Origin of the sequence: Bradyrhizobium centrolobii, from assembly GCF_001641635.1 — a bacterium.
GTDB lineage: Bacteria > Pseudomonadota > Alphaproteobacteria > Rhizobiales > Xanthobacteraceae > Bradyrhizobium > Bradyrhizobium centrolobii.
Window position 1 is genome coordinate 1 of the sequence record NZ_LUUB01000044.1, and the last position, 17,579, is coordinate 17,579.

Below are 17,579 nucleotides of genomic sequence, written 5' to 3' on the forward strand. Positions count from 1 at the left end.
TGGCGTGCGCCGTGATAAGGCGGCGCTTTCCAGTGGGTGCAAGCCCCACCCGGCAAACGCTCCAGCCGGAAGCAACCGGAGCAGCTATGGAGGTGACGAAGTGGCTGAAGCCTTCGGATAGCGTGTCACGATATACGGTGACCGCGCGAGTGTGCAGGCCGTAACGCGAGTGAACGCCGAGCAAGCCTCGAAAAGGACGATGCACAGGCCGACCTGACGGCCATATCAGGGAAGGCTGACACGACTGGGGCGAAGTGAGCGAAGCAATACCTCCAGTCGCTGTGCCGGGGTAGTGGCGACGGCATGTACACAAGGAAAGCGTACGCAACACGGGAGGCCCCACGACGTGGTCAGGGATGACCAACCGGACGCCCGCGAGGGATAGGCCGGGCGCCGTGGGGATGCGGAGGGGTTCGTAGTACCGGTGAAACCGGGTAACGCCGGGGGAGGGAAGGGACCTCAGTTCAAGACGAACGCAAAGACGTGGTGAGGGACCTGGGGATTGGGCAACCTATCAACTCCGAAGAGTGTTCAGAAACTGCAGACGGCGTTGCACGCGAAAGCGAAGGCAGAAGCTGGCTACCGCTTCTACGCCCTGTACGACAAGATCAGCCGGGAAGACATCTTGGCCCATGCCTATGCCCAATGCCGCTCCAACAAGGGCGCACCGGGCGTGGACGGTCAGGACTTCGCGGACATCGAGGCGTATGGGGTGCAGCGGTGGCTTGGCGAACTGGCGCTTGCGCTCAGGCAGGAGACGTATCGACCGGACCCTATCAGAAGAGTGTACATACCGAAGGCCAATGGCAAACTCAGGCCATTGGGCATCTCGACCTTGCGTGATCGGGTCTGCATGACCGCAGCGATGCTGGTGCTGGAACCGATCTTCGAGGCCGATCTTCCACCAGAGCAGTATGCCTACCGTCCCGGGCGAAATGCCCAACAGGCGGTGGTCGAGGTGGAAGCGCAGCTGTTCCGTGGTCACCCGGAAGTCGTCGACGCCGACCTCGCGGACTACTTCGGGAGCATTCCGCATACCGACCTTCTCAAGTCGGTGGCGCGCCGGATCATGGATCGGCGCGTGCTGCATCTGATCAAGATGTGGCTGGAGTGTCCCGTGGAGGAAACCGACGATCGAGGACGAAAGACACGGACGACCGAGGCCCGGGACAACCGGCGCGGCATCCCGCAAGGCTCACCCATCTCACCACTGCTGGCTAACCTCTACATGCGCCGGTTTGTGCTGGGATGGAAGATGCTCGGGCTGGAGCGAAGCCTCGGCTCTCGTATCGTGACCTACGCCGACGATCTCGTAATCCTGCGCAGGCGGGGCAAAGCTGAAGAGGCCTTGCGACAACTGCGCAGGATCATGGGAAGGCTGAAGCTGATGGTCAACGAGGAGAAGACACGAATCTGCAAGGTGCCGGAAGGAGAGTTCGACTTCCTGGGTTACACGTTCGGGCGGATGTACTCAGCGAAAACCGGCCAGGCGCGCCTGGGGTACCGGCCATCGCGCAAGAGCATCAAACGCGTGATCGAAAGCATTCACACGGTCACCGCCCGATCAGGAACTTGGCAAGAGACCACGGAGCTCGTAGGCCAGTTGAACCGCACGCTGCGCGGATGGGCGAACTACTTCAAAGTAGGCACCGTCACCAAAGCGTATCGGGCGCTCGACAACTACGCGGCTGCGCGGTTGCGCCGGTGGTTGCGCTTCAAGCACAAGGTCAGGCGACGCAGGGGCGGGACCTATCCACTCTCGCACCTCTATGGGTACTTCGGGCTCGTACGCCTAACCGCGCTTGGGCGCGACATGCCGTGGGCGAAGGCTTGAAGTCTTGTCCGAGAGCCGGATGCGGGAAATCTGCCTGTCCGGTTCGATGAGCGGGATGTGGAAACGGAGCCAAGGGTGAACCACTAAGGCACCGCCAGACGAAAGAGGCGGCAAACAGATATGTTCAGCCTACCGCCACCGCGCCACATCTCGACTCTACCCAGCGATTAAAGCGATTGTAGATCGTTGTGTAAGGACCATAGTCGGGTGGACAATCGCGCCAGCGTGCCCCGCACTGAAGCATGTGAATGATACCGCTGATAATGCGTCGATCGTCATCGCGCGCCGGGCCAGTCTGGTTCGTTGGCAGATGCGGCTCAATCTGAGCCCACTGCTTGTCGTTCAGCCAGAACAGCCCCTTGCGCATCGAAGTCCCCCGTACCGAATCAATTCGGTGCGAGGGAATCAGAGACCGCTATTTAGGTACAGACCCTAGCTTAGCCCCACTATCTGAGCTTGAGCGCTCCAGGCTCCATGGTTGGCTGATTCGCGCTAAACTGTCTGTCCTCATTTGTGCTAGCGTCGAAGGTCGGTCCCGACCGACCTGTTCACCCGGGCGACGAAAGTGCAACGAATTGGACGAAAGGACAGGACCCGGGGCTACCCACTGTGGCGCATCGAGCCTGGGATATCTGGTATTCGACCAATCGCAAGCGTTGAACTTGTTTTTGGGCGACGATCGCGCCCCAACTTCATCAGATGCCGCGCTCATCTGCCTCAAAAGGAGCACTTTGGACGCTCTTGTTTGGCATCAGCGATTGGCGTTGTGTAAAGCCTGACTGCGACAATTGGAGGGAAGAACTGGCCTCATCTGCCATCGAGAACCATGGCGCGCCACGGCCGATGAAGATGGGCACTATTGTTTCGACGCGCGGCGGTTGAAGGGTATGCGCCAATATTCGGGTTGAGCTGATCAAGCCCGTATGGCATAATATGCCATACGGGCCCGCTTTTCGATCACCTGAGAGGATGCCGATGCCCACCCGAAATGTCGTGCTGACGGAGCGCCAGGAAGAGCTCCTTGAGACCCTCGTCAAGTCCGGGCGTTATCAGAACGCCAGTGAAGTGCTGCGCGATGGATTGCGGCTCGTGGAGCAACGCGAGGCGGAGGACGCGGGCAAGCTGAAAGCCCTGCGGGCAGCGGCTCGCGCCGGTGTCGGCGCGTTGGATCGAGGAGACTTCAAAGAATTTGGGAATATCGAGGAGTTGCAAACCTTTTTGAATGACCTCTCGGAGAAGGTCATCTCCCGAACCGCCGAATAGAGCCCTCATGGCCGACCAGAGATGGCGCGTTCGTCTCGGCGCTGCCGCGGAGGTCGACTTTGCCAACATCCTCAAATGGACCACTGAGAATTTTGGCGCGCGACAATCTCGAGTCTATCGGGACACCCTTATTCAGGCGATTGGCGAACTTGCTGATGGTCCCAATGTAGCTGGCTCCAAGGCTCGCGACGAGATCATGCCAGGCCTTCGCACGCTCCACGTTGCGCGGCGTAGCCGTCGGGGGAGCCATTTCCTGATGTACCGGGTCGTGCCGAACAGCACGATCGAAATCGTGCGCATCCTCCACGACAGAATGGACCTTCGCCGGCACGTCTCATCTGCCCCCGACGAGAGCACCGAATAGAGCTGGCGCATCGCAGGAACGCCGGCGCGCCTCTGGATGCGCCAGCGTGCTCTGGCGTAGAATTGTAAGTGGCGCGCCCGACACGATTCGACCGTGTGGCGCTCTATCAGCTGAGCTACGGGTGCATCTATCTTAGCCTAAGCCGATCGACCTTCGAAGGTCAACGGATTCGGTATCTCAATCGACCCTCTCATCCCAAACGTCCAGTTCGTCCTACTAATGCAGGCTGCGCTACGCGTTGTGATGGCTATCAACAAGCCTCGCAATTAACAACGAGCGCTTGGCCCTTTCAGCGACTTTCGACCACGGTGGAGGATTTCTGGGCTAGGATCTCGCGGAGCCACGAAAGAAACACCGCTGTCGCAGGGGATGCCTCTCGCCCAGGATTTGGAATAGCGAGAAACCCGTTCGCGATGCGAAGCGTGCGCGGATGGGCGATGAGTTTGCCACTCGCAAGCTCTTCAGAAACCAGCCGGTGTTCCACAAGCGCTACACCCAACCCAGCCGCTGCCGCGCTGATGCAGAGGTGAGTATGTGGGAAGCTCAACTCCGACTCCGAAGCGACTTTGAGACCGACAGCAGATTGCCAGCGATCCCACATGTCGGGCGTCGCGTCGTGCGAAATGCGCGTCGAGATTTTGCGCCGCGCAACATGAGCTTTGAGCGGATAGCTGGGTGCAGAGACAAGGCCAAATACGACGTCGGCCAGAGGAAGAGCCCCCACTGTCTCGCCTGGGAATGAAAGCCGATCCCAACTCAGCCTGACGTCCACGCCATCATGTTGCACGCTCCTGCTGTGAGCATGCATCGTGAGCTGTATCCGCCAATTGGGATGTTGCCTGTAAAACTCCGAAAGGCGCGGGACGAGCCACCTCATGGCGAACGTTGCACTACAGGCTACATGAACGTTGGGTTCGCCGGCGAGGTTTCGCACGTTCTTATAGCCGCGCTCCAGGCGGTCGAGGACGTCCGTAACAGTGGTCAGAAGCGCCTCACCGTATCGATTGGGCCTAATGCCCGTCCCGACTTTTTCGAATAGGCGGAAGCCAAGATGCTCCTGCAGGAGTTGCAGCTGTTTGCTGATAGCTCCGTGCGTCCGACCGAGTTCCTCCGCTGCCCGGGTCATGGACCCGAGCCGGGCTGTCGCCTCGAAAGCTCGCAGGTACGATAGAGGCGGCAGGTCGCGTGACATGTGGATCTGATAGTTTTTCTCACGAATGACGTCAAGATTACTCGTTTTGCCGAAACGTCCGTGGAAGCTATGACGGTCCCAGATCGCAGCGAAGGCGGTGGTGACGGTGACTCAAAGCGATATTCAAAACATCAAGCGCAAGGCACTGATGACAGTGCTGGCGCACTCAGTTCTCAGTGAGATCGCTGAGCACTTGCGCGCGATTTCCTTGCCGGCCTACGAAAATCTGCGCGAGCCGGAAAACGGGCTTGTCATGTTGCGCGGTCGTATCGGCGGCGATGGGGCACCGTTCAATCTGGGCGAGGCGACAGTATCGCGCGCCGCCGTGCGGCTTGCGAGTGGCGAAATCGGCTTCGGCTATGCGCTCGGTCGCAACCTGGAGAAGGCAAAGCTGATCGCGCTGTGCGATGCGCTGCTGCAGTCGCAGGAGTTTGCTGCCACGCTTGAGGAAAAGGTCGCCGCACCGCTCCGCTTGAGGCTCCTTGGGCGCCGTCAGCGGCGGGCCGGCCAGGCGGCGGCCACAAAGGTTGATTTTTACACCATGGTACGCGGAGAGGCGACGTCATGAGCACAATCGCGGAAATGCCGTCAGGTCCTGGCGACAAAGTTCTGTCGGCGCAATCGACATTTCGCTCTGTGATGAATGCGATGGCGCGTCCAGCCTCGGTGCAGCGGATCGCGGCGCTGGCCGACGCACCCGCTCCGATGACGCCCGCCATGGCGGCCATTGCGCTTACGCTGTTCGATCACGACACGCCGCTCTGGCTCGATGCGCAGATAGCTGAAAGTCCCGATGTCCCGAGGTGGCTAAAGTTCCACACTGGCGCGCCCGTGGTCCATGATTGCGGCATGGCTGCTTTTGCGCTGATTGCGGATGGCGGGCGTCTGCCGGCACTGGAGAATTTTGCCTTCGGCAGCGTCGACTATCCGGATCGATCGACGACGGTGATCGTGCAGGCCGAGAGCCTCAATGCCGGGTGCGCCTACGAGCTCCGTGGTCCAGGCATCAAAGGCACAGCGACCCTCCAGGCGACGATCAAGCCGGCCGATCTGTTCGAGCAGTTGCGCATCAACGAGGTGCTCTTTCCCCGTGGCATCGACACGATCCTAGTGGCCGATGATGCCGTGGTTGCGATCCCGCGCACCACGCGGCTTATCACAAAAGGAAGCTAGACGAATGTATGTTGCAGCGAAAGGCGGCGAGCGCGCCATTGAGAACGCCCACCGCCTGCTGGCACATGAGCGGCGTGGCGACAAGAACGTTGCTGAGTTGAGGCTCGATCAGATTTCGGAGCAGCTTAGCCTCGCTGTTGATCGCGTCATGAGCGAGGGATCGCTCTTCGACCGCGAGCTTGCGGCGCTCGCGATCAAGCAGGCGCGCGGTGATTTGATCGAGGCGATCTTTCTGGTGCGCGCCTTCCGTACGACGCTGCCGCGCTTCGGTTCGGCGGAGCCAATCAATACCGGCGACATGCGTGTCCAGCGGCGCATTTCGGCGACCTTTAAGGATGTTCCGGGTGGCCAAATCCTTGGTCCGACGTTTGACTATACCCATCGATTGCTCGATCCCGCGCTCGAACAAGGCTTTATTCCTGAGGAGCCGGCCATTACTGAGGCGGCCGATCTGTCAACGCCGTGCATCACTGACATCCTCGGCAGTGACGGGCTGATCGAGCCTTCGCCGCAAGGAGCGGAGATCACGGGCGATCTCACGCGCGACCCGCTGCGTTTCCCGGCTGCGCACGACGTGCGCCTGCAGAATCTCGCACGGGGTGACGAGGGCTTTCTGCTGGCGATGGCCTATTCCAACGTGCGCGGCTATTTCCGGAGTCATCCCTTTGCCGGAGAGATCCGCTTCGGTGAGGTCGAGGTCGAATTCTTTGCGGAGGATGCCGGCCTCACTGTGCCACTGGGTTCGATCGAGCTCACCGAATGCCAAATGGTCAACAAGTTCAACGGCTCGGCCAAGGAAGCTCCGCGCTTCACCCGCGGCTATGGGCTTTCTTTCGGCCACAGTGAGCGCAAGACCATGTCGATGGCGCTGGTCGACCGCAGTTTGCGTGCCCGCGAACTCGGCGAGGACGTTGTCGCGCCTGCCCAGGACGAGGAGTTCATCATGTCACATTCGGACAACGTCCAGGCGGCCGGTTTCGTCGAACATTTGAAATTACCGCATTATGTCGACTTCCAGTCCGAGCTCGGTCTGGTGCGCAAGCTGCGACAGGAGTTCGCCGATGCGAACGAAGCCTTGTTGGTCGAGGAGGCCGCGGAATGAGCTCGCCCGCCTATAACTTCGCCTATCTCGACGAACAAACCAAACGGATGGTCCGCCGCGCACTGCTGAAGGCGATTGCGATCCCCGGCTACCAGGTGCCGTTCGCCAGCCGCGAGATGCCGATGCCCTACGGCTGGGGCACCGGCGGCGTGCAAGTGACGGCCGCGATCATTGGACCTGCCGACGTGCTGAAGGTCATCGATCAGGGCTCCGACGACACCACCAATGCGGTCTCAATCCGAAAATTCTTCGTCAAGACCGCCGGTGTTGCCGCCACGACTGCAACGGAGGATGCAACCATCATCCAGACGCGTCATCGTATCCCGGAGAGGGCGCTTGGGGAGCACCAGGTGCTGGTCTACCAGGTGCCGATCCCGGAACCGCTTCGCTTCCTTGAGCCGCGCGAGACCGAGACGCGGCGTATGCACGCGCTCGCTGAATACGGGCTGATGCACGTCAAGCTCTACGAAGACATTGCCAAGTTCGGCCACATCGCCACCGCCTACGACTATCCCGTGAAGGTGAACGATCGCTACGTGATGGACCCGTCACCGACGCCAAAATTCGATAATCCCAAGATGGACAATTGCGCGGCGATACAATTGTTCGGCGCCGGGACGGAAAAGCGCATCTATGCGATCCCACCTTACACGAAAGTCGTGTCGCTCGACTTCGAGGATCATCCCTTCGTGCCTTATCGCTTCAACGCACCTTGTGAGCTCTGCGGTTCGGAAGACTCCTATCTCGATGAAATCGTCACCGACGATAAGGGCGGCCGCATGTTCGTGTGCTCCGACAGTGATTATTGCGAAGGCCGCCAAGCGGCTGGCCATACCGGCAGCCTGATCTCGGCCCCGTACAAGGAGAGGGCGGCACGTGGCTAATCAAAACCTACGCGAGAATGATGAGCCGCTGCTGATCGCCGACGATCTGAGCAAATCCTTCGGCAAGATCATCGCATGCCAGGATGTTTCCTTTAAACTCTATCCCGGCGAGATATTGGCTATTGTCGGCGAGTCCGGCTCCGGCAAGTCGACGCTGCTCCAGATTCTGTCGGGCCAGCAATCGTCAGGCCAGGGACGCGTGTCTTACCGGATGCGCGACGGCGTCACGCGCGATCTCTCGACACTTGGCGAAGCCGAACGCCGGTTTCTATTTCGCACGGATTGGGGCTATGTGCATCAGGACCCGGCGCAGGGCCTGCGCATGGCGGTCTCGGCCGGCGCCAATGTCGGCGAGCGGCTGATGGCAGTGGGGTGGAACCACTATGGCCGCATCCGCGCCGCCGCGTCGAGTTGGCTTGAGCGCGTCGAAATTGACGTCGCGCGCATCGACGATACGCCGCGGACCTATTCCGGTGGCATGCGCCAGCGCCTTCAGATCGCGCGCAATCTGGTCACCCAGCCGAGGCTCGTGTTCATGGACGAGCCAACCGGTGGCCTTGACGTCTCGGTGCAGGCGCGTCTCCTTGATGTTCTGCGTAATCTCGTGAGAGAGCTGCATCTGGCAGTCGTCATCGTGACCCATGATCTAGCGGTCGCGCGGCTGTTGTCGGACCGTCTGTTGGTCATGAAAGGCGGGCAAGTGATCGAGACCGGCTTGACCGATCAAGTGCTGGACGATCCTGCGGAACACTACACCCAACTGCTTGTCTCCTCCATTCTCTCGCCATGAGCTTTCCAATGAGCGTTATGATCGACGTCACGAACGCGCAAAAGACGTTCACGATGCATTTGCAGAGCGGTATCGAGCTGCCGGTCGTGCGCGGCGTGAATTTCCAGGTCGATGCCGGCGAGTGCGTCGTGCTCTCCGGCCCTTCCGGCGCCGGAAAATCCTCGATCCTGAAGATGATCTTTGCCAATTACCGCTGCGGCGGTGGTCGCGTCGACATCCGGCATCAGGGCACATTGATCGACATCGCTACCGCTGAGCCGCGTCAGATCCTCAATGTCAGGCGCTCCACGATCGGCTATGTCAGCCAGTTCCTGCGCGCCGTACCGCGTGTTGCGACCATTGATGTCGTCGCAGAGCCGCTGATCGCGAATGGCGTGACGCGCGCTGAAGCCAATGATCGCGCAGGCAGGGCATTGCATCGGCTCAATATTGCCGAGCGCTTCTGGCAGCTTCCGCCTGCGACCTTCTCCGGCGGCGAGCAGCAGCGGGTCAACATCGCACGCGGCTTCATCTCGGATCTTCCGATCCTGCTGCTCGACGAACCGACTGCCTCGCTCGATGCCGCCAACCGAGCCGTCGTGGTGGGCCTGATCGCGGGGACGAAGCGCAAAGGAACAGCCATCGTTGCGATCGTTCACGACGACGAGGTCCGTCGACAGATTGCCGACCGTATCATCGATGTGACCGGCTTCACTGCCGCGGCCTGAAGGGCAAATAGGATGTGCAAGCGGCCGAGCGAGGCCTTGATTGCCAATGCCCGGATCGTGCTGGTAGACCAGGTTATTGAGCGAGGCTGGATCGCCATGGCTGGCGGCCACATCGCAGAGATCGGCGACGGTAGGGCGCCCGCAGGCGCGGAGGACGTCGGCGGCGACCTGGTCACGCCTGGGCTTATAGAGCTGCACACCGATCACCTCGAGGCGCACTTCGCGCCGCGTCCGAAGGTGCTCTGGGATCCGATGGCTGCCGTGATCTCCTACGATGGACAGCTTGCGATTTCTGGCATCACAACGGTGCTCGACGCGTTGCGCGCCTGGCGCGAGGACGATGTGGATGAAGTTGAGGGGCGCGCATCCATCCTGGCGGCGGCCATCTCATCCGCGCGTGATAGCAACCTTCTGCGCGCCGATCACTTCCTCCACCTCCGGTGCGAGCTTCCGATGCCGAGCCTCGTCGACGAGGCGACGGTGCTCGCTGGCCTCCCCGATGTGCGATTGATGTCGCTGATGGACCACACGCCGGGACAGCGCCAGTTCCGGGACGAAGGCAAGCTGCGCGATTACTACCGCCGCAAGGATGGCGGTAAGACAGACGCCGAGCTCGACCTGCTGTTCGAGAAGCGCTTGACCAACCAGAAGGCCCACGCCGCGACTAATATGCGCGAGATCGTCGCGCTGGCACGAGACCACCGGATTCCGCTCGCAAGCCACGACGACACGACCGAGCAAGATGTTGCCGATGCGGTCCGCGAGGGCGTTGTCCTGGCCGAATTCCCGACGACGCTGGAAGCTGCGCGTGGTCTGCACGCGGCCAACATCAATGTTTTAATGGGCGCCCCGAACGTGGTGCGCGGCGGTTCGCACTCCGGCAATATCGCCGCCGTCGATCTCGCGCGCGAGGGCCTGCTGGACATCCTGTCGTCGGACTACATCCCGTCCAGCCTGCTAATGGGAGCCCTGCGGCTGCCGCATCATGTCCCCTCCATTGATCTGCCTGCCGCGATCCGCACAGTGACAAAGACACCGGCGGAAGCGATCGGGCTCTCCGACCGCGGAGAGATCGCGGCAGGAAAACGTGCCGACCTTATCCGGGTTCATTCCGCGAGCAATGTTCCGATCGTGCGCAGTGTCTGGCGTGAAGGCCGGCGCGTCGCATGAGCGCGGCCAGAGCGCCGCAAACGGCGGTCGCCATTGATCTAGGGGCGACCGGTCTGTCCGAGTGGCCGGCGAGGACGTTTTACTATCGTCCGCGCAAACCGGCTTCCTCGGGGAGACGAGTATTGTCTTCGCTCACCGGCCAGTGACGCGAGGGGCTTCTGCCGCTGAAGCGAGAGTTTTGGTCTGCCCGGAGGAATTTCACAAGCCCGGGCGGCGCCTAGACACACCCACGTGTCTGCTAGTGCGAGGCGAAGTTACCGAGAGCGGGCTATGCTGAAATTAGAAGGCCTTACCACGACATTTGGCAAGACATGTGCTGTTCAGGATGTGAGCTTGTCTATTCCCGCCGGGCAGTTTGTCGGTGTTATCGGCCGTTCCGGCGCGGGTAAGTCCACTTTGCTTCGTACCATCAATCGCCTGGCTGAGCCGACTTCTGGCCGTGTCATCTGGCGCGATGCAGATATGACAGGGGTGTCGGGGAGCCAGTTGCGCGACTGGCGTCGGCGTTGCTCCATGGTTTTCCAGCAGTTCAACCTCGTCGGCCGGCTGGATGTGCTCAATAACGTGCTGATGGGCCGACTGACGCAGACGCCCTTTTGGCGCGCCGTCACCAAGACCTGGTCCAGCGAGGATCGCGCATTGGCGTTCGCTGCACTCGATCAATTCGATATATCCGGCCTGGCATCGCAGAGGGCCGACCAGCTGTCCGGCGGCCAGCAGCAGCGCGTGGCAATCTGCCGCGCCTTGATGCAGGACCCCGAAATCATCCTCGCTGATGAGCCAGTGGCTTCCCTGGACCCGCGCAATACGGGAATCGTCATGGACGCTTTGGCGCTGGTCAACCGACAATTTGGCCTCACTGTGTTGTGCAATCTGCATTCGCTCGACTTAGCGCGTGGATATTGCGATCGGCTGGTCGGCATGGCGAACGGACGGGTCGTGTTTGATGGCACTCCCGCGGCACTAACCGACGCTGCCGCGCGCGAACTTTACGGGATGGATGCTGATGAGGTCATCGGTCCCGATCGGGCCGCCAAGCCGCCAGTTGCTTGAGGCATCGAGGCAAACGATTTGATCGTGCAAGACAGTTCGAGGACGAGACAGCACACTCGAGAAGGATTGGCTAAATGGCTTTGCGGCACGACAACTTGCACGATTTCATCGTCAAGTGGAGCTCTTGCGCCGTTTTACGTCGTGCGCAAAATTCAATTCGTCCTCTCGAAAATTACAAAAGACTGATTATCCCGGCGCGGCCAAAAATAGCTTGTCTTGGACTCGCGCATCCGAAGATTGTCTGAGAGGATTTCCGCTGGCCGATCGAGAGCGGCCAGTCCCGCTCCTGCGACGTTCTCGCATGAGTAGAGCGCCCTCTGATGTGTCGCACCACGAGGATCCGTCGAAGAATGAGTGCTCCGTATTATGACGATGTTGTCGACACGTTATTTTTTGAGTTTCCGGCGGTGTTTTCAGCCTAATTGGAGCAACACAGCAACACGAGGATTTTATCACCTCGCAACCGTGTGAACCAAGACGTCATCCGACCTTCAACATTCCAGCATATTCGCTTTGGGTCGGATGCTGCGGCAGGCTCCGCCCCGATGCTGCCGCCGGACCAAGTGTTATGTCGCTTGAGTTTGGAGGAGGACCACTTATGGTGACCACGCGTGAAGTATCTGTCGATGATGCCCCAACGGTGACCCACATGGTCGCGGCCCTACTCGCCGAACTTGGGGCGGGCCAAGTACAATCCGGACCAGACACACAGCTGGTGGCCGAACTACTCGCCATGAAAGAGCGCGTCTATGGGTTTCTGGCCTTCACAGAGGAGCGGCCTGTCGGCGTCATCATGTTGTCGGAAACCGCAGCCCTTTTCGCGCGCGGAACCTTTGCCACCATCACCGAACTCTACGTGGTGCCGGACCAGCGATCATCTGGGGTCGCGATGCGTCTCATTGGGGCTGCTGTGGGCCTGGGGACGGAAAAGGGCTGGAGCCAACTCGAACTAGCGGCGCCGAGGCAGCCGATGTGGAGCCGCAACCCCGGCTTGGCATTATACTTCAAGGCTGGTTTTGCAGAGATTGGCCCACGCCTGAAGTTGCCGTTGCAATCCAACGCCAGCCCGCGTGCGCAAGGTAATCCAGTGGGGCGATCGCGGTTGGAATATCGGCAGCAACGCGCACCATCCCGCTCTAGCCTTCATCGTCATGGAGGACGAGACGGTAGGCTAGAGCAACCTACAACTTTCAGCCTCAAGTCGATCGACCAATCAAATTGACAATCGGCTCCTCAAGCACCAGACGAATCACAGCATAGGAACCGCCTGGGCTTTAAAGCCAAAACCGAGACGCTGGCGTTCATCTTTGAGGTGAATCGAACCGACGCCAATCTCACGAGCAAGGCCAGGTAATGAGACGCGCGGGGCGTCCCTGTGGCCATCGCGCCGATTCAAAAATCGCTCGACCTCGCGAGCGGCATCGACGCTCAACGTGTCCTGCGTCCGTGGCAGGTTAGGGGAGAGCGGTGACCGGTGTGCTGACTCAGGAGGAACATGGTTCAGCTGCGTTGGCCTTGATTGTAAGCAGTGTCTGTGGTTTGGCTTATCTCCACGGAAGCTCTGGTCTCCTGCCTCGCATCACGGTTCAGGCGCTTCCGCATTTCCTTGCTCGCTCTGAAAAGCGGAAAGTGCTTTTTGTCGACTTGTACGAACTGGCCCGTTCGCGGATTTCTACCAAGACGAGGCTGCCTCTGCTTGATGGAAAAGACTCCAAAACCACGAAGCTCAACCCGATCGCCACGCTCGAGCGCAGCTGTGACCTCAGCGAGAATTGCGCTCACGATGTTTTCGACATCTCGCTGATAGAGATGCGGATTTCTCCCGGCGATACGCCCCACGAGCTCAGATTTAATCATCGACAGCAGCGTCCATAGATTGCTTACGCGATCATTTCTCGAAATACCCCACGCATGTCAAGTGGTGCAACCGACGCGCACCACGCGTCCTAGTTCTCGCGCGAGCGCGACAGTGACGCCTGTTGCGCGACCTTGGTGCTACTTACTTTCGCTCGAATTGGCGCGTGGATATCGTGATCGGCATGTCAAACGGTCGCATCGTGATTGACGACAGGGTCACCGCGTTGAGTGATGCGCGCGGCGTGCGAAAATCCAAAATCTTACATACGCATTTGTGACGTTAGATTGGGCTTCGCAGCCACTTGCGCGCAGTTGCGACACGTGTTGTTCACGAATGTGACGTGCGTGATGTCTGCAATCGGGAAAAAGCTGCTTGCGAACAGGGCATCAGGCACGGTGGCGCTTGCGCGTCCGTTGGTTCATGTACAGGAGAAAAGCAAATGCGCTTCAGTGGCAGACGTCTGTCGATCGTGCTCTACTTGGTTTCGGCCGTGAGCACGATCGTCAGGGCGGATGAGCCCTCGCCGAAATTCGCCGAGGTGCTCGGCGCTCTGCAAGCTGGCAAGAATGTGAGGGTCCTACTGGATCTCAACCGCTGTGCCACCATTGATGGCAGCAAGCCCGGCCCTGCCGTGCAGGGCGGAGTGGCTATCGATGCCTTCAGGGTGACTGCTCAAAACGGTATCAGCTTCTCAGATGCGCACCAGACCGTGGACAGCTCCGGGCATGCGGTGACGGAATACATTCGCCACAACCTTAGCCGCGAAGGCAAGCTCACAGTGCGGGCCTCCAAGCTGACCGCCGGGGCGACTGAGCTCGTGAACCAGGGCGAATTCGTCTGCGAGCTGCCGGACGGCGCGAAGTTCGTCTGGTAATCGGAAAATGGACTGCGGCGGTTGCTGCGGCCATCCTCTATGCCGTTCTAGGGGAAAATGGCCGCCGCGCCCTCATCGAGGTTACATCGTCCGGTAATCTGCCGCGGCCAAGTTCCTGCCGTCCGCGTAGGAAGCTTGAGAAGCGTTCCGCTACCTCGTGAGGCGCCACTTTCTGCCGTCCGAGATTTTCGATGGAGCCGGGGAGAGTGCGCACATGAAGGCAGTTCGGACCAGGCCTCGACTGAAGAGCGTCAAGTGCTCGCGCAAAGTCTTCAATCCTCGCGATTGAGATGGTGTGGCGGTAGCCATTGGCCGCTGCAATCGAAGCCCAATCTACTTGGCTGGAAACAGTTCGCTGTCCTCCAGTGGAATCATGAACGCCATTGTCAAGGAGAATATGAAGGAAATTCTCGGGACCGCGCGCACCGATTGTAGCGAAGGTACCCATGCGCATCAGAGCCGCCCCGTCACCGTCAACGACGATGACAGGTTTTTGAGAATTCATGGCAACCCCTAATCCGACCGCGCTGGCGGATCCCATTGCGCCGACCATGTAGAGGTGCTGGTCTCGATCCTGCAGTGTGTAAAGTTCCCGCCCGGTTTTCCCTGTGGTGGCGATGATAGCTGTATCGTCAGCCACCGATCCCAATAAGTGCTCGAGGACTGATACCCGTGTTGGCCGTTCGCTGCTCTCGCACCAACGTTCAATAGCTCCGGCAGGCTTCGGAGCAAATTGTCTCTCCGACGCGCAGGTTTCTGCGAAATCGCCCTTTTTCGTAATCAGCGCGTAAGATAACCCGGATGCAATCGCCGGCGAAATGATCGCCCTAAAAGTTTCGGCCACATTCTCGTCACTGGGCAGAACGCTCATCGGAATCTCAAGAAGAGCGAGCATGGATGCCGTAATTCGTCCCATCAGTTCGTGCTGGGGCTCATCAGGCTCAGCTGGCCGACCCCGCCAAGTGACAATCAAGAGCGTCGGGATCCGAAACGGAAAATTCAGAGAGGTTAGTGGATTAACCATATTCCCCAAGCCCGAATTCTGGGACATGACGACCGTCTTTTTTCCCGCGAGGTACGCACCTGCGGCTATGGCGACTGCCTCTCCCTCGCTTGTCGCAACGACATATGACAGGTCGCACTGGCTGCACGTCTCATTGACCAAGGGCGTTAGTAAAGAGCAGGGAACACCCGTGAAAAAGTCAAAGCCTGACAGCAGAGCGGCATCCACGAAATTTGCTGCGCTAAGCATGATGACCTCCAGCCGCGGACAGATCTGCGGCTTCGCAGACATAACTTACGTTCTGTCGCGCCGCCCCAATATGTGCGGGCAAGCCGCCGACGCTCTGGTCGATCGCGGCCATCGCCGCGTCGCAGAAGCGCATCGATCAGTGGCCCAAGTTCGGCGCGACGCCTGTCGCGGCCGTGTGCATAGCCGGGCCCGACCGTGCCGTAGGCTCGCCCGCGCACCATCACCAATCCTGCCTGCCGCCTGCGCAGCCATTCGAAGGATAGGTCTCGTCGTCGCCCAAGCCTCGAGATCCTCGCCGCCGCACCAGGACAAAACGCCCAACCAAGCGTTAACGGGCCTGCGCGAACGTAGCGCTTTTTGGGCAAGTTGTTCCTTCAGTTGTCTCAGATGGCTGTAACTCCCGGTAGGCCCGAGCGCCCACCGAGTTTCTGTCGCGCCGGCGCATCTTTCGTACCCATTCGGCGTAGGCCGCAGAGTTACCGCCTGAGCAGTCCAGGGTTCTCTTTATAGAACTTGATGAGCTCGATGAGGTTCTCGATTCCGAAGTCGGTGAACGCCTGGACGCCGTCTTCTCCGATCCCATAGACCCAGATGACGCCGTCCTCGATTTCCATTTCGTTGGCGATGTCCCACAGCCAGTCCTCATCTTCGCCGAGGTCCTTCGCGACCTTGGTAATGGTAGTGACGTGATGGACCTTGTTGACGTGGGTGGTCATGCGGCTTGAGCGGAGAGCGCTGGCGTCCAATTCCAGGGCAGAAGTTCGTCGAGTCGATGAGCCGGATGGGCCGCGATGCGGGCAAGGACATCGGCCAGCCAAGCTTGCGGATCGACGCCGTTCATTTTCGCTGTGACGATCAGGCTGTACATGGCCGCCGCACGCCGTCCACCGCGATCAAAGCCGCAGAACAGCCCGGACTTCCGGCCAAATGCATGCCTCGCAAGCCTCGTTCGGCGGCGTTGTTCGAGAGGCAAACTCGCCCGTCCTCCAGGAACAGCGTGAAGCTCGCCCAACGCTTGAGGATGTAGTTGAACGCCTTGGCCAGGTCTTGGCCGCGGGACAGTTTGGCGAGCTGTTCGCGCATATAGACCTGCAAGTCTTCGATCAAGGGCCGGCTCAGCGTCTGCCGCACCTGAAGGCGCTCCTTGGCGCTCTTGCCGTTGATTGAGCGTTCGATCTCGAACAGCGCGTCGATCCGTCGCACGACCTCAATCGCCATCGGAGAGAGCAGGATTTCCTTTTGCCCGCAGCCTTGCCGCGCATTCTCTTCGATCTCGGCCATGGCGAAGAACGGGCGCCTTCCATGCGACCAGCAGGCAGCTTCGCGGATCGGTCCGGGTTGGTGCCCCGCCAGATAGAACTGGTTGTACCCGTCTAGGCGTCGGCCTGCAGGATGCCGGCATACCGGGCCAGATGTACCTGGGGATGCTCGCCCTTGCGGTCGCGTGAGTAATAGAACATTGCCGCCGGTGGGTCCGCGCCCCCAAACGGTCGGTCGTCCCGGACGTAGATCCAGCACCGGCCCGTGTCGGTCTTGCCCTTGGCCAGCACCGGCACGGTCGTATCATCGGCATGAAGGCGCTCGGCCGCCATCACTTGGGCCTCAAGGCGGCGCAGCAACGGATCTAGCGAGGCACAGACCGCCCCAACGGCATCCGCCATGGTCGACAGTGCGATCGGCACGCCTTCCAGAGCGTAGCGCTCGGCCTGGCGGTTGAGCGGCTGATGCTGACCGAACTTCTCGAACATGATCATGGCCAGGAGGCTCGGGCCAGCCCATCCCCGAGCGATGGCATGGAACGGCGCCGGCGCCCGGCTGATCTTCTCGCAGTCGCGGCAGGAGAACTTCTCCCGGACCGTCTCGATCACCTTCCACTGGCGCGGCACCACTTCCAGCGTCTGCGTCACGTCCTCGCTGAGCTTGCGAAGGCGATTGCTGCCGCAGCATTCACAACCCGTCGGCCCATCGATTACCTCCCGCTCCCGGGGAAGGTGCTCGGGGAAGGTCTGGCGCTCGGCGCGCTTGCGGGTAAATCCCCGCACCGTCGTCGTCTTGGCCACGGC

At 60.3% G+C, this 17,579-nt stretch carries 18 protein-coding genes and 2 pseudogenes; 13 read left to right on the top strand and 7 right to left on the bottom strand.

The features are described 5' to 3' along the window. Positions 1-550 precede the first annotated feature (550 nt). A complete protein-coding gene (gene ltrA, locus AYJ54_RS12000) occupies positions 551-1,834 on the top strand; it encodes a group II intron reverse transcriptase/maturase (protein WP_201724175.1) in 1,284 nt (427 codons plus the stop codon). Positions 1,835-1,994: 160 nt separating this feature from the next. Here ltrA and AYJ54_RS47090 read toward each other — a convergent pair. Beyond that, positions 1,995-2,201: pseudogene (locus tag AYJ54_RS47090) on the bottom strand (transposase); the annotation flags it as partial. A 608-nt stretch (positions 2,202-2,809) separates the two neighbouring features. Between AYJ54_RS47090 and AYJ54_RS12005 the strand changes: the two are divergent. Beyond that, a complete protein-coding gene (locus AYJ54_RS12005; protein ID WP_027554688.1) occupies positions 2,810-3,097 on the top strand; it encodes a type II toxin-antitoxin system ParD family antitoxin in 288 nt (95 codons plus the stop codon). Positions 3,098-3,104: 7 nt separating this feature from the next. Continuing rightward, positions 3,105-3,461 (top strand): type II toxin-antitoxin system RelE/ParE family toxin, encoded by a 357-nt coding sequence (locus AYJ54_RS12010; protein ID WP_063677095.1) that lies wholly within the window; start codon positions 3,105-3,107, stop codon positions 3,459-3,461. A gap of 289 nt (positions 3,462-3,750) precedes the next feature. On the opposite strand, the gene AYJ54_RS12015 is transcribed toward AYJ54_RS12010, so the two are convergent. Beyond that, on the bottom strand, positions 3,751-4,653 hold the full coding sequence (locus AYJ54_RS12015) for a LysR family transcriptional regulator (RefSeq protein ID WP_063677096.1): 903 nt from the start codon (positions 4,651-4,653) through the stop codon (positions 3,751-3,753). Between the two features lie 97 nt (positions 4,654-4,750). Between AYJ54_RS12015 and phnG the strand changes: the two genes are divergently transcribed. From phnG to AYJ54_RS12060, 9 genes are all read left to right on the top strand, one after another. Continuing rightward, the gene (gene phnG / locus AYJ54_RS12020; RefSeq protein WP_430641425.1) at positions 4,751-5,221 is read left to right on the top strand and encodes a phosphonate C-P lyase system protein PhnG; all 471 of its coding nucleotides are present in this window, start codon (positions 4,751-4,753) and stop codon (positions 5,219-5,221) included. Next, positions 5,218-5,826 (top strand): phosphonate C-P lyase system protein PhnH, encoded by a 609-nt coding sequence (phnH, locus tag AYJ54_RS12025; protein ID WP_063677097.1) that lies wholly within the window; start codon positions 5,218-5,220, stop codon positions 5,824-5,826. The genes phnG and phnH overlap by 4 nt, the downstream gene beginning before the upstream one ends. Before the next feature lie 4 nt (positions 5,827-5,830). Beyond that, positions 5,831-6,928, top strand: coding sequence for a carbon-phosphorus lyase complex subunit (locus AYJ54_RS12030; protein ID WP_063677098.1), 1,098 nt, complete (start codon positions 5,831-5,833; stop codon positions 6,926-6,928). Further along, positions 6,925-7,812 (top strand): alpha-D-ribose 1-methylphosphonate 5-phosphate C-P-lyase PhnJ, encoded by an 888-nt coding sequence (locus AYJ54_RS12035; protein ID WP_063677099.1) that lies wholly within the window; start codon positions 6,925-6,927, stop codon positions 7,810-7,812. The genes AYJ54_RS12030 and AYJ54_RS12035 overlap by 4 nt, the downstream gene beginning before the upstream one ends. After that, on the top strand, positions 7,805-8,602 hold the full coding sequence (gene phnK, locus AYJ54_RS12040; RefSeq protein WP_063699129.1) for a phosphonate C-P lyase system protein PhnK: 798 nt from the start codon (positions 7,805-7,807) through the stop codon (positions 8,600-8,602). Before AYJ54_RS12035 ends, phnK begins: the two co-directional genes overlap by 8 nt. 8 nt (positions 8,603-8,610) lie before the next feature. Then, positions 8,611-9,309: a phosphonate C-P lyase system protein PhnL gene (gene phnL, locus AYJ54_RS12045; RefSeq protein WP_063699130.1), complete on the top strand. Its 699-nt coding sequence runs from the start codon at positions 8,611-8,613 to the stop codon at positions 9,307-9,309. Between the two features lie 12 nt (positions 9,310-9,321). Continuing rightward, complete coding sequence (locus AYJ54_RS12050) at positions 9,322-10,479, top strand: alpha-D-ribose 1-methylphosphonate 5-triphosphate diphosphatase (protein ID WP_063677102.1); 1,158 nt, start codon at positions 9,322-9,324, stop codon at positions 10,477-10,479. Positions 10,480-10,749: 270 nt separating this feature from the next. Continuing rightward, entirely contained in the window at positions 10,750-11,532 is a 783-nt protein-coding gene (phnC, locus tag AYJ54_RS12055; protein ID WP_063699131.1) for a phosphonate ABC transporter ATP-binding protein, read from the top strand. A gap of 598 nt (positions 11,533-12,130) precedes the next feature. Next, the gene (locus tag AYJ54_RS12060) at positions 12,131-12,754 is read left to right on the top strand and encodes a GNAT family N-acetyltransferase (protein ID WP_136623636.1); all 624 of its coding nucleotides are present in this window, start codon (positions 12,131-12,133) and stop codon (positions 12,752-12,754) included. 27 nt (positions 12,755-12,781) lie between these two features. Here AYJ54_RS12060 and AYJ54_RS47095 read toward each other — a convergent pair whose 3' ends face one another. Both AYJ54_RS47095 and AYJ54_RS12065 read right to left on the bottom strand, forming a co-directional pair. Further along, entirely contained in the window at positions 12,782-12,964 is a 183-nt protein-coding gene (locus AYJ54_RS47095) for a hypothetical protein (RefSeq protein WP_201723640.1), read from the bottom strand. Positions 12,965-13,032: 68 nt separating this feature from the next. Next, positions 13,033-13,389 carry an integration host factor subunit beta gene (locus tag AYJ54_RS12065; protein WP_063677104.1) on the bottom strand — a complete coding sequence of 119 codons (357 nt, stop codon included), beginning with the start codon at positions 13,387-13,389 and terminating at the stop codon, positions 13,033-13,035. A 440-nt stretch (positions 13,390-13,829) separates the two neighbouring features. On the opposite strand from AYJ54_RS12065, the gene AYJ54_RS12070 reads away from it, so the two are divergent. Further along, on the top strand, positions 13,830-14,264 hold the full coding sequence (locus tag AYJ54_RS12070) for a VirK family protein (protein ID WP_063677105.1): 435 nt from the start codon (positions 13,830-13,832) through the stop codon (positions 14,262-14,264). Between the two features lie 37 nt (positions 14,265-14,301). On the opposite strand, the gene aepY is transcribed toward AYJ54_RS12070, so the two are convergent. The 3 genes and pseudogenes from aepY to tnpC form a co-directional block, all read right to left on the bottom strand. Next, positions 14,302-15,516: a phosphonopyruvate decarboxylase gene (gene aepY, locus AYJ54_RS12075; RefSeq protein ID WP_082905621.1), complete on the bottom strand. Its 1,215-nt coding sequence runs from the start codon at positions 15,514-15,516 to the stop codon at positions 14,302-14,304. A gap of 476 nt (positions 15,517-15,992) precedes the next feature. Then, the gene (locus tag AYJ54_RS12080; protein ID WP_063699133.1) at positions 15,993-16,232 is read right to left on the bottom strand and encodes a hypothetical protein; all 240 of its coding nucleotides are present in this window, start codon (positions 16,230-16,232) and stop codon (positions 15,993-15,995) included. Then, positions 16,229-17,579, bottom strand: a pseudogene (gene tnpC, locus AYJ54_RS47100) (IS66 family transposase); the annotation flags it as partial. The gene AYJ54_RS12080 and the pseudogene tnpC, both read right to left, overlap by 4 nt.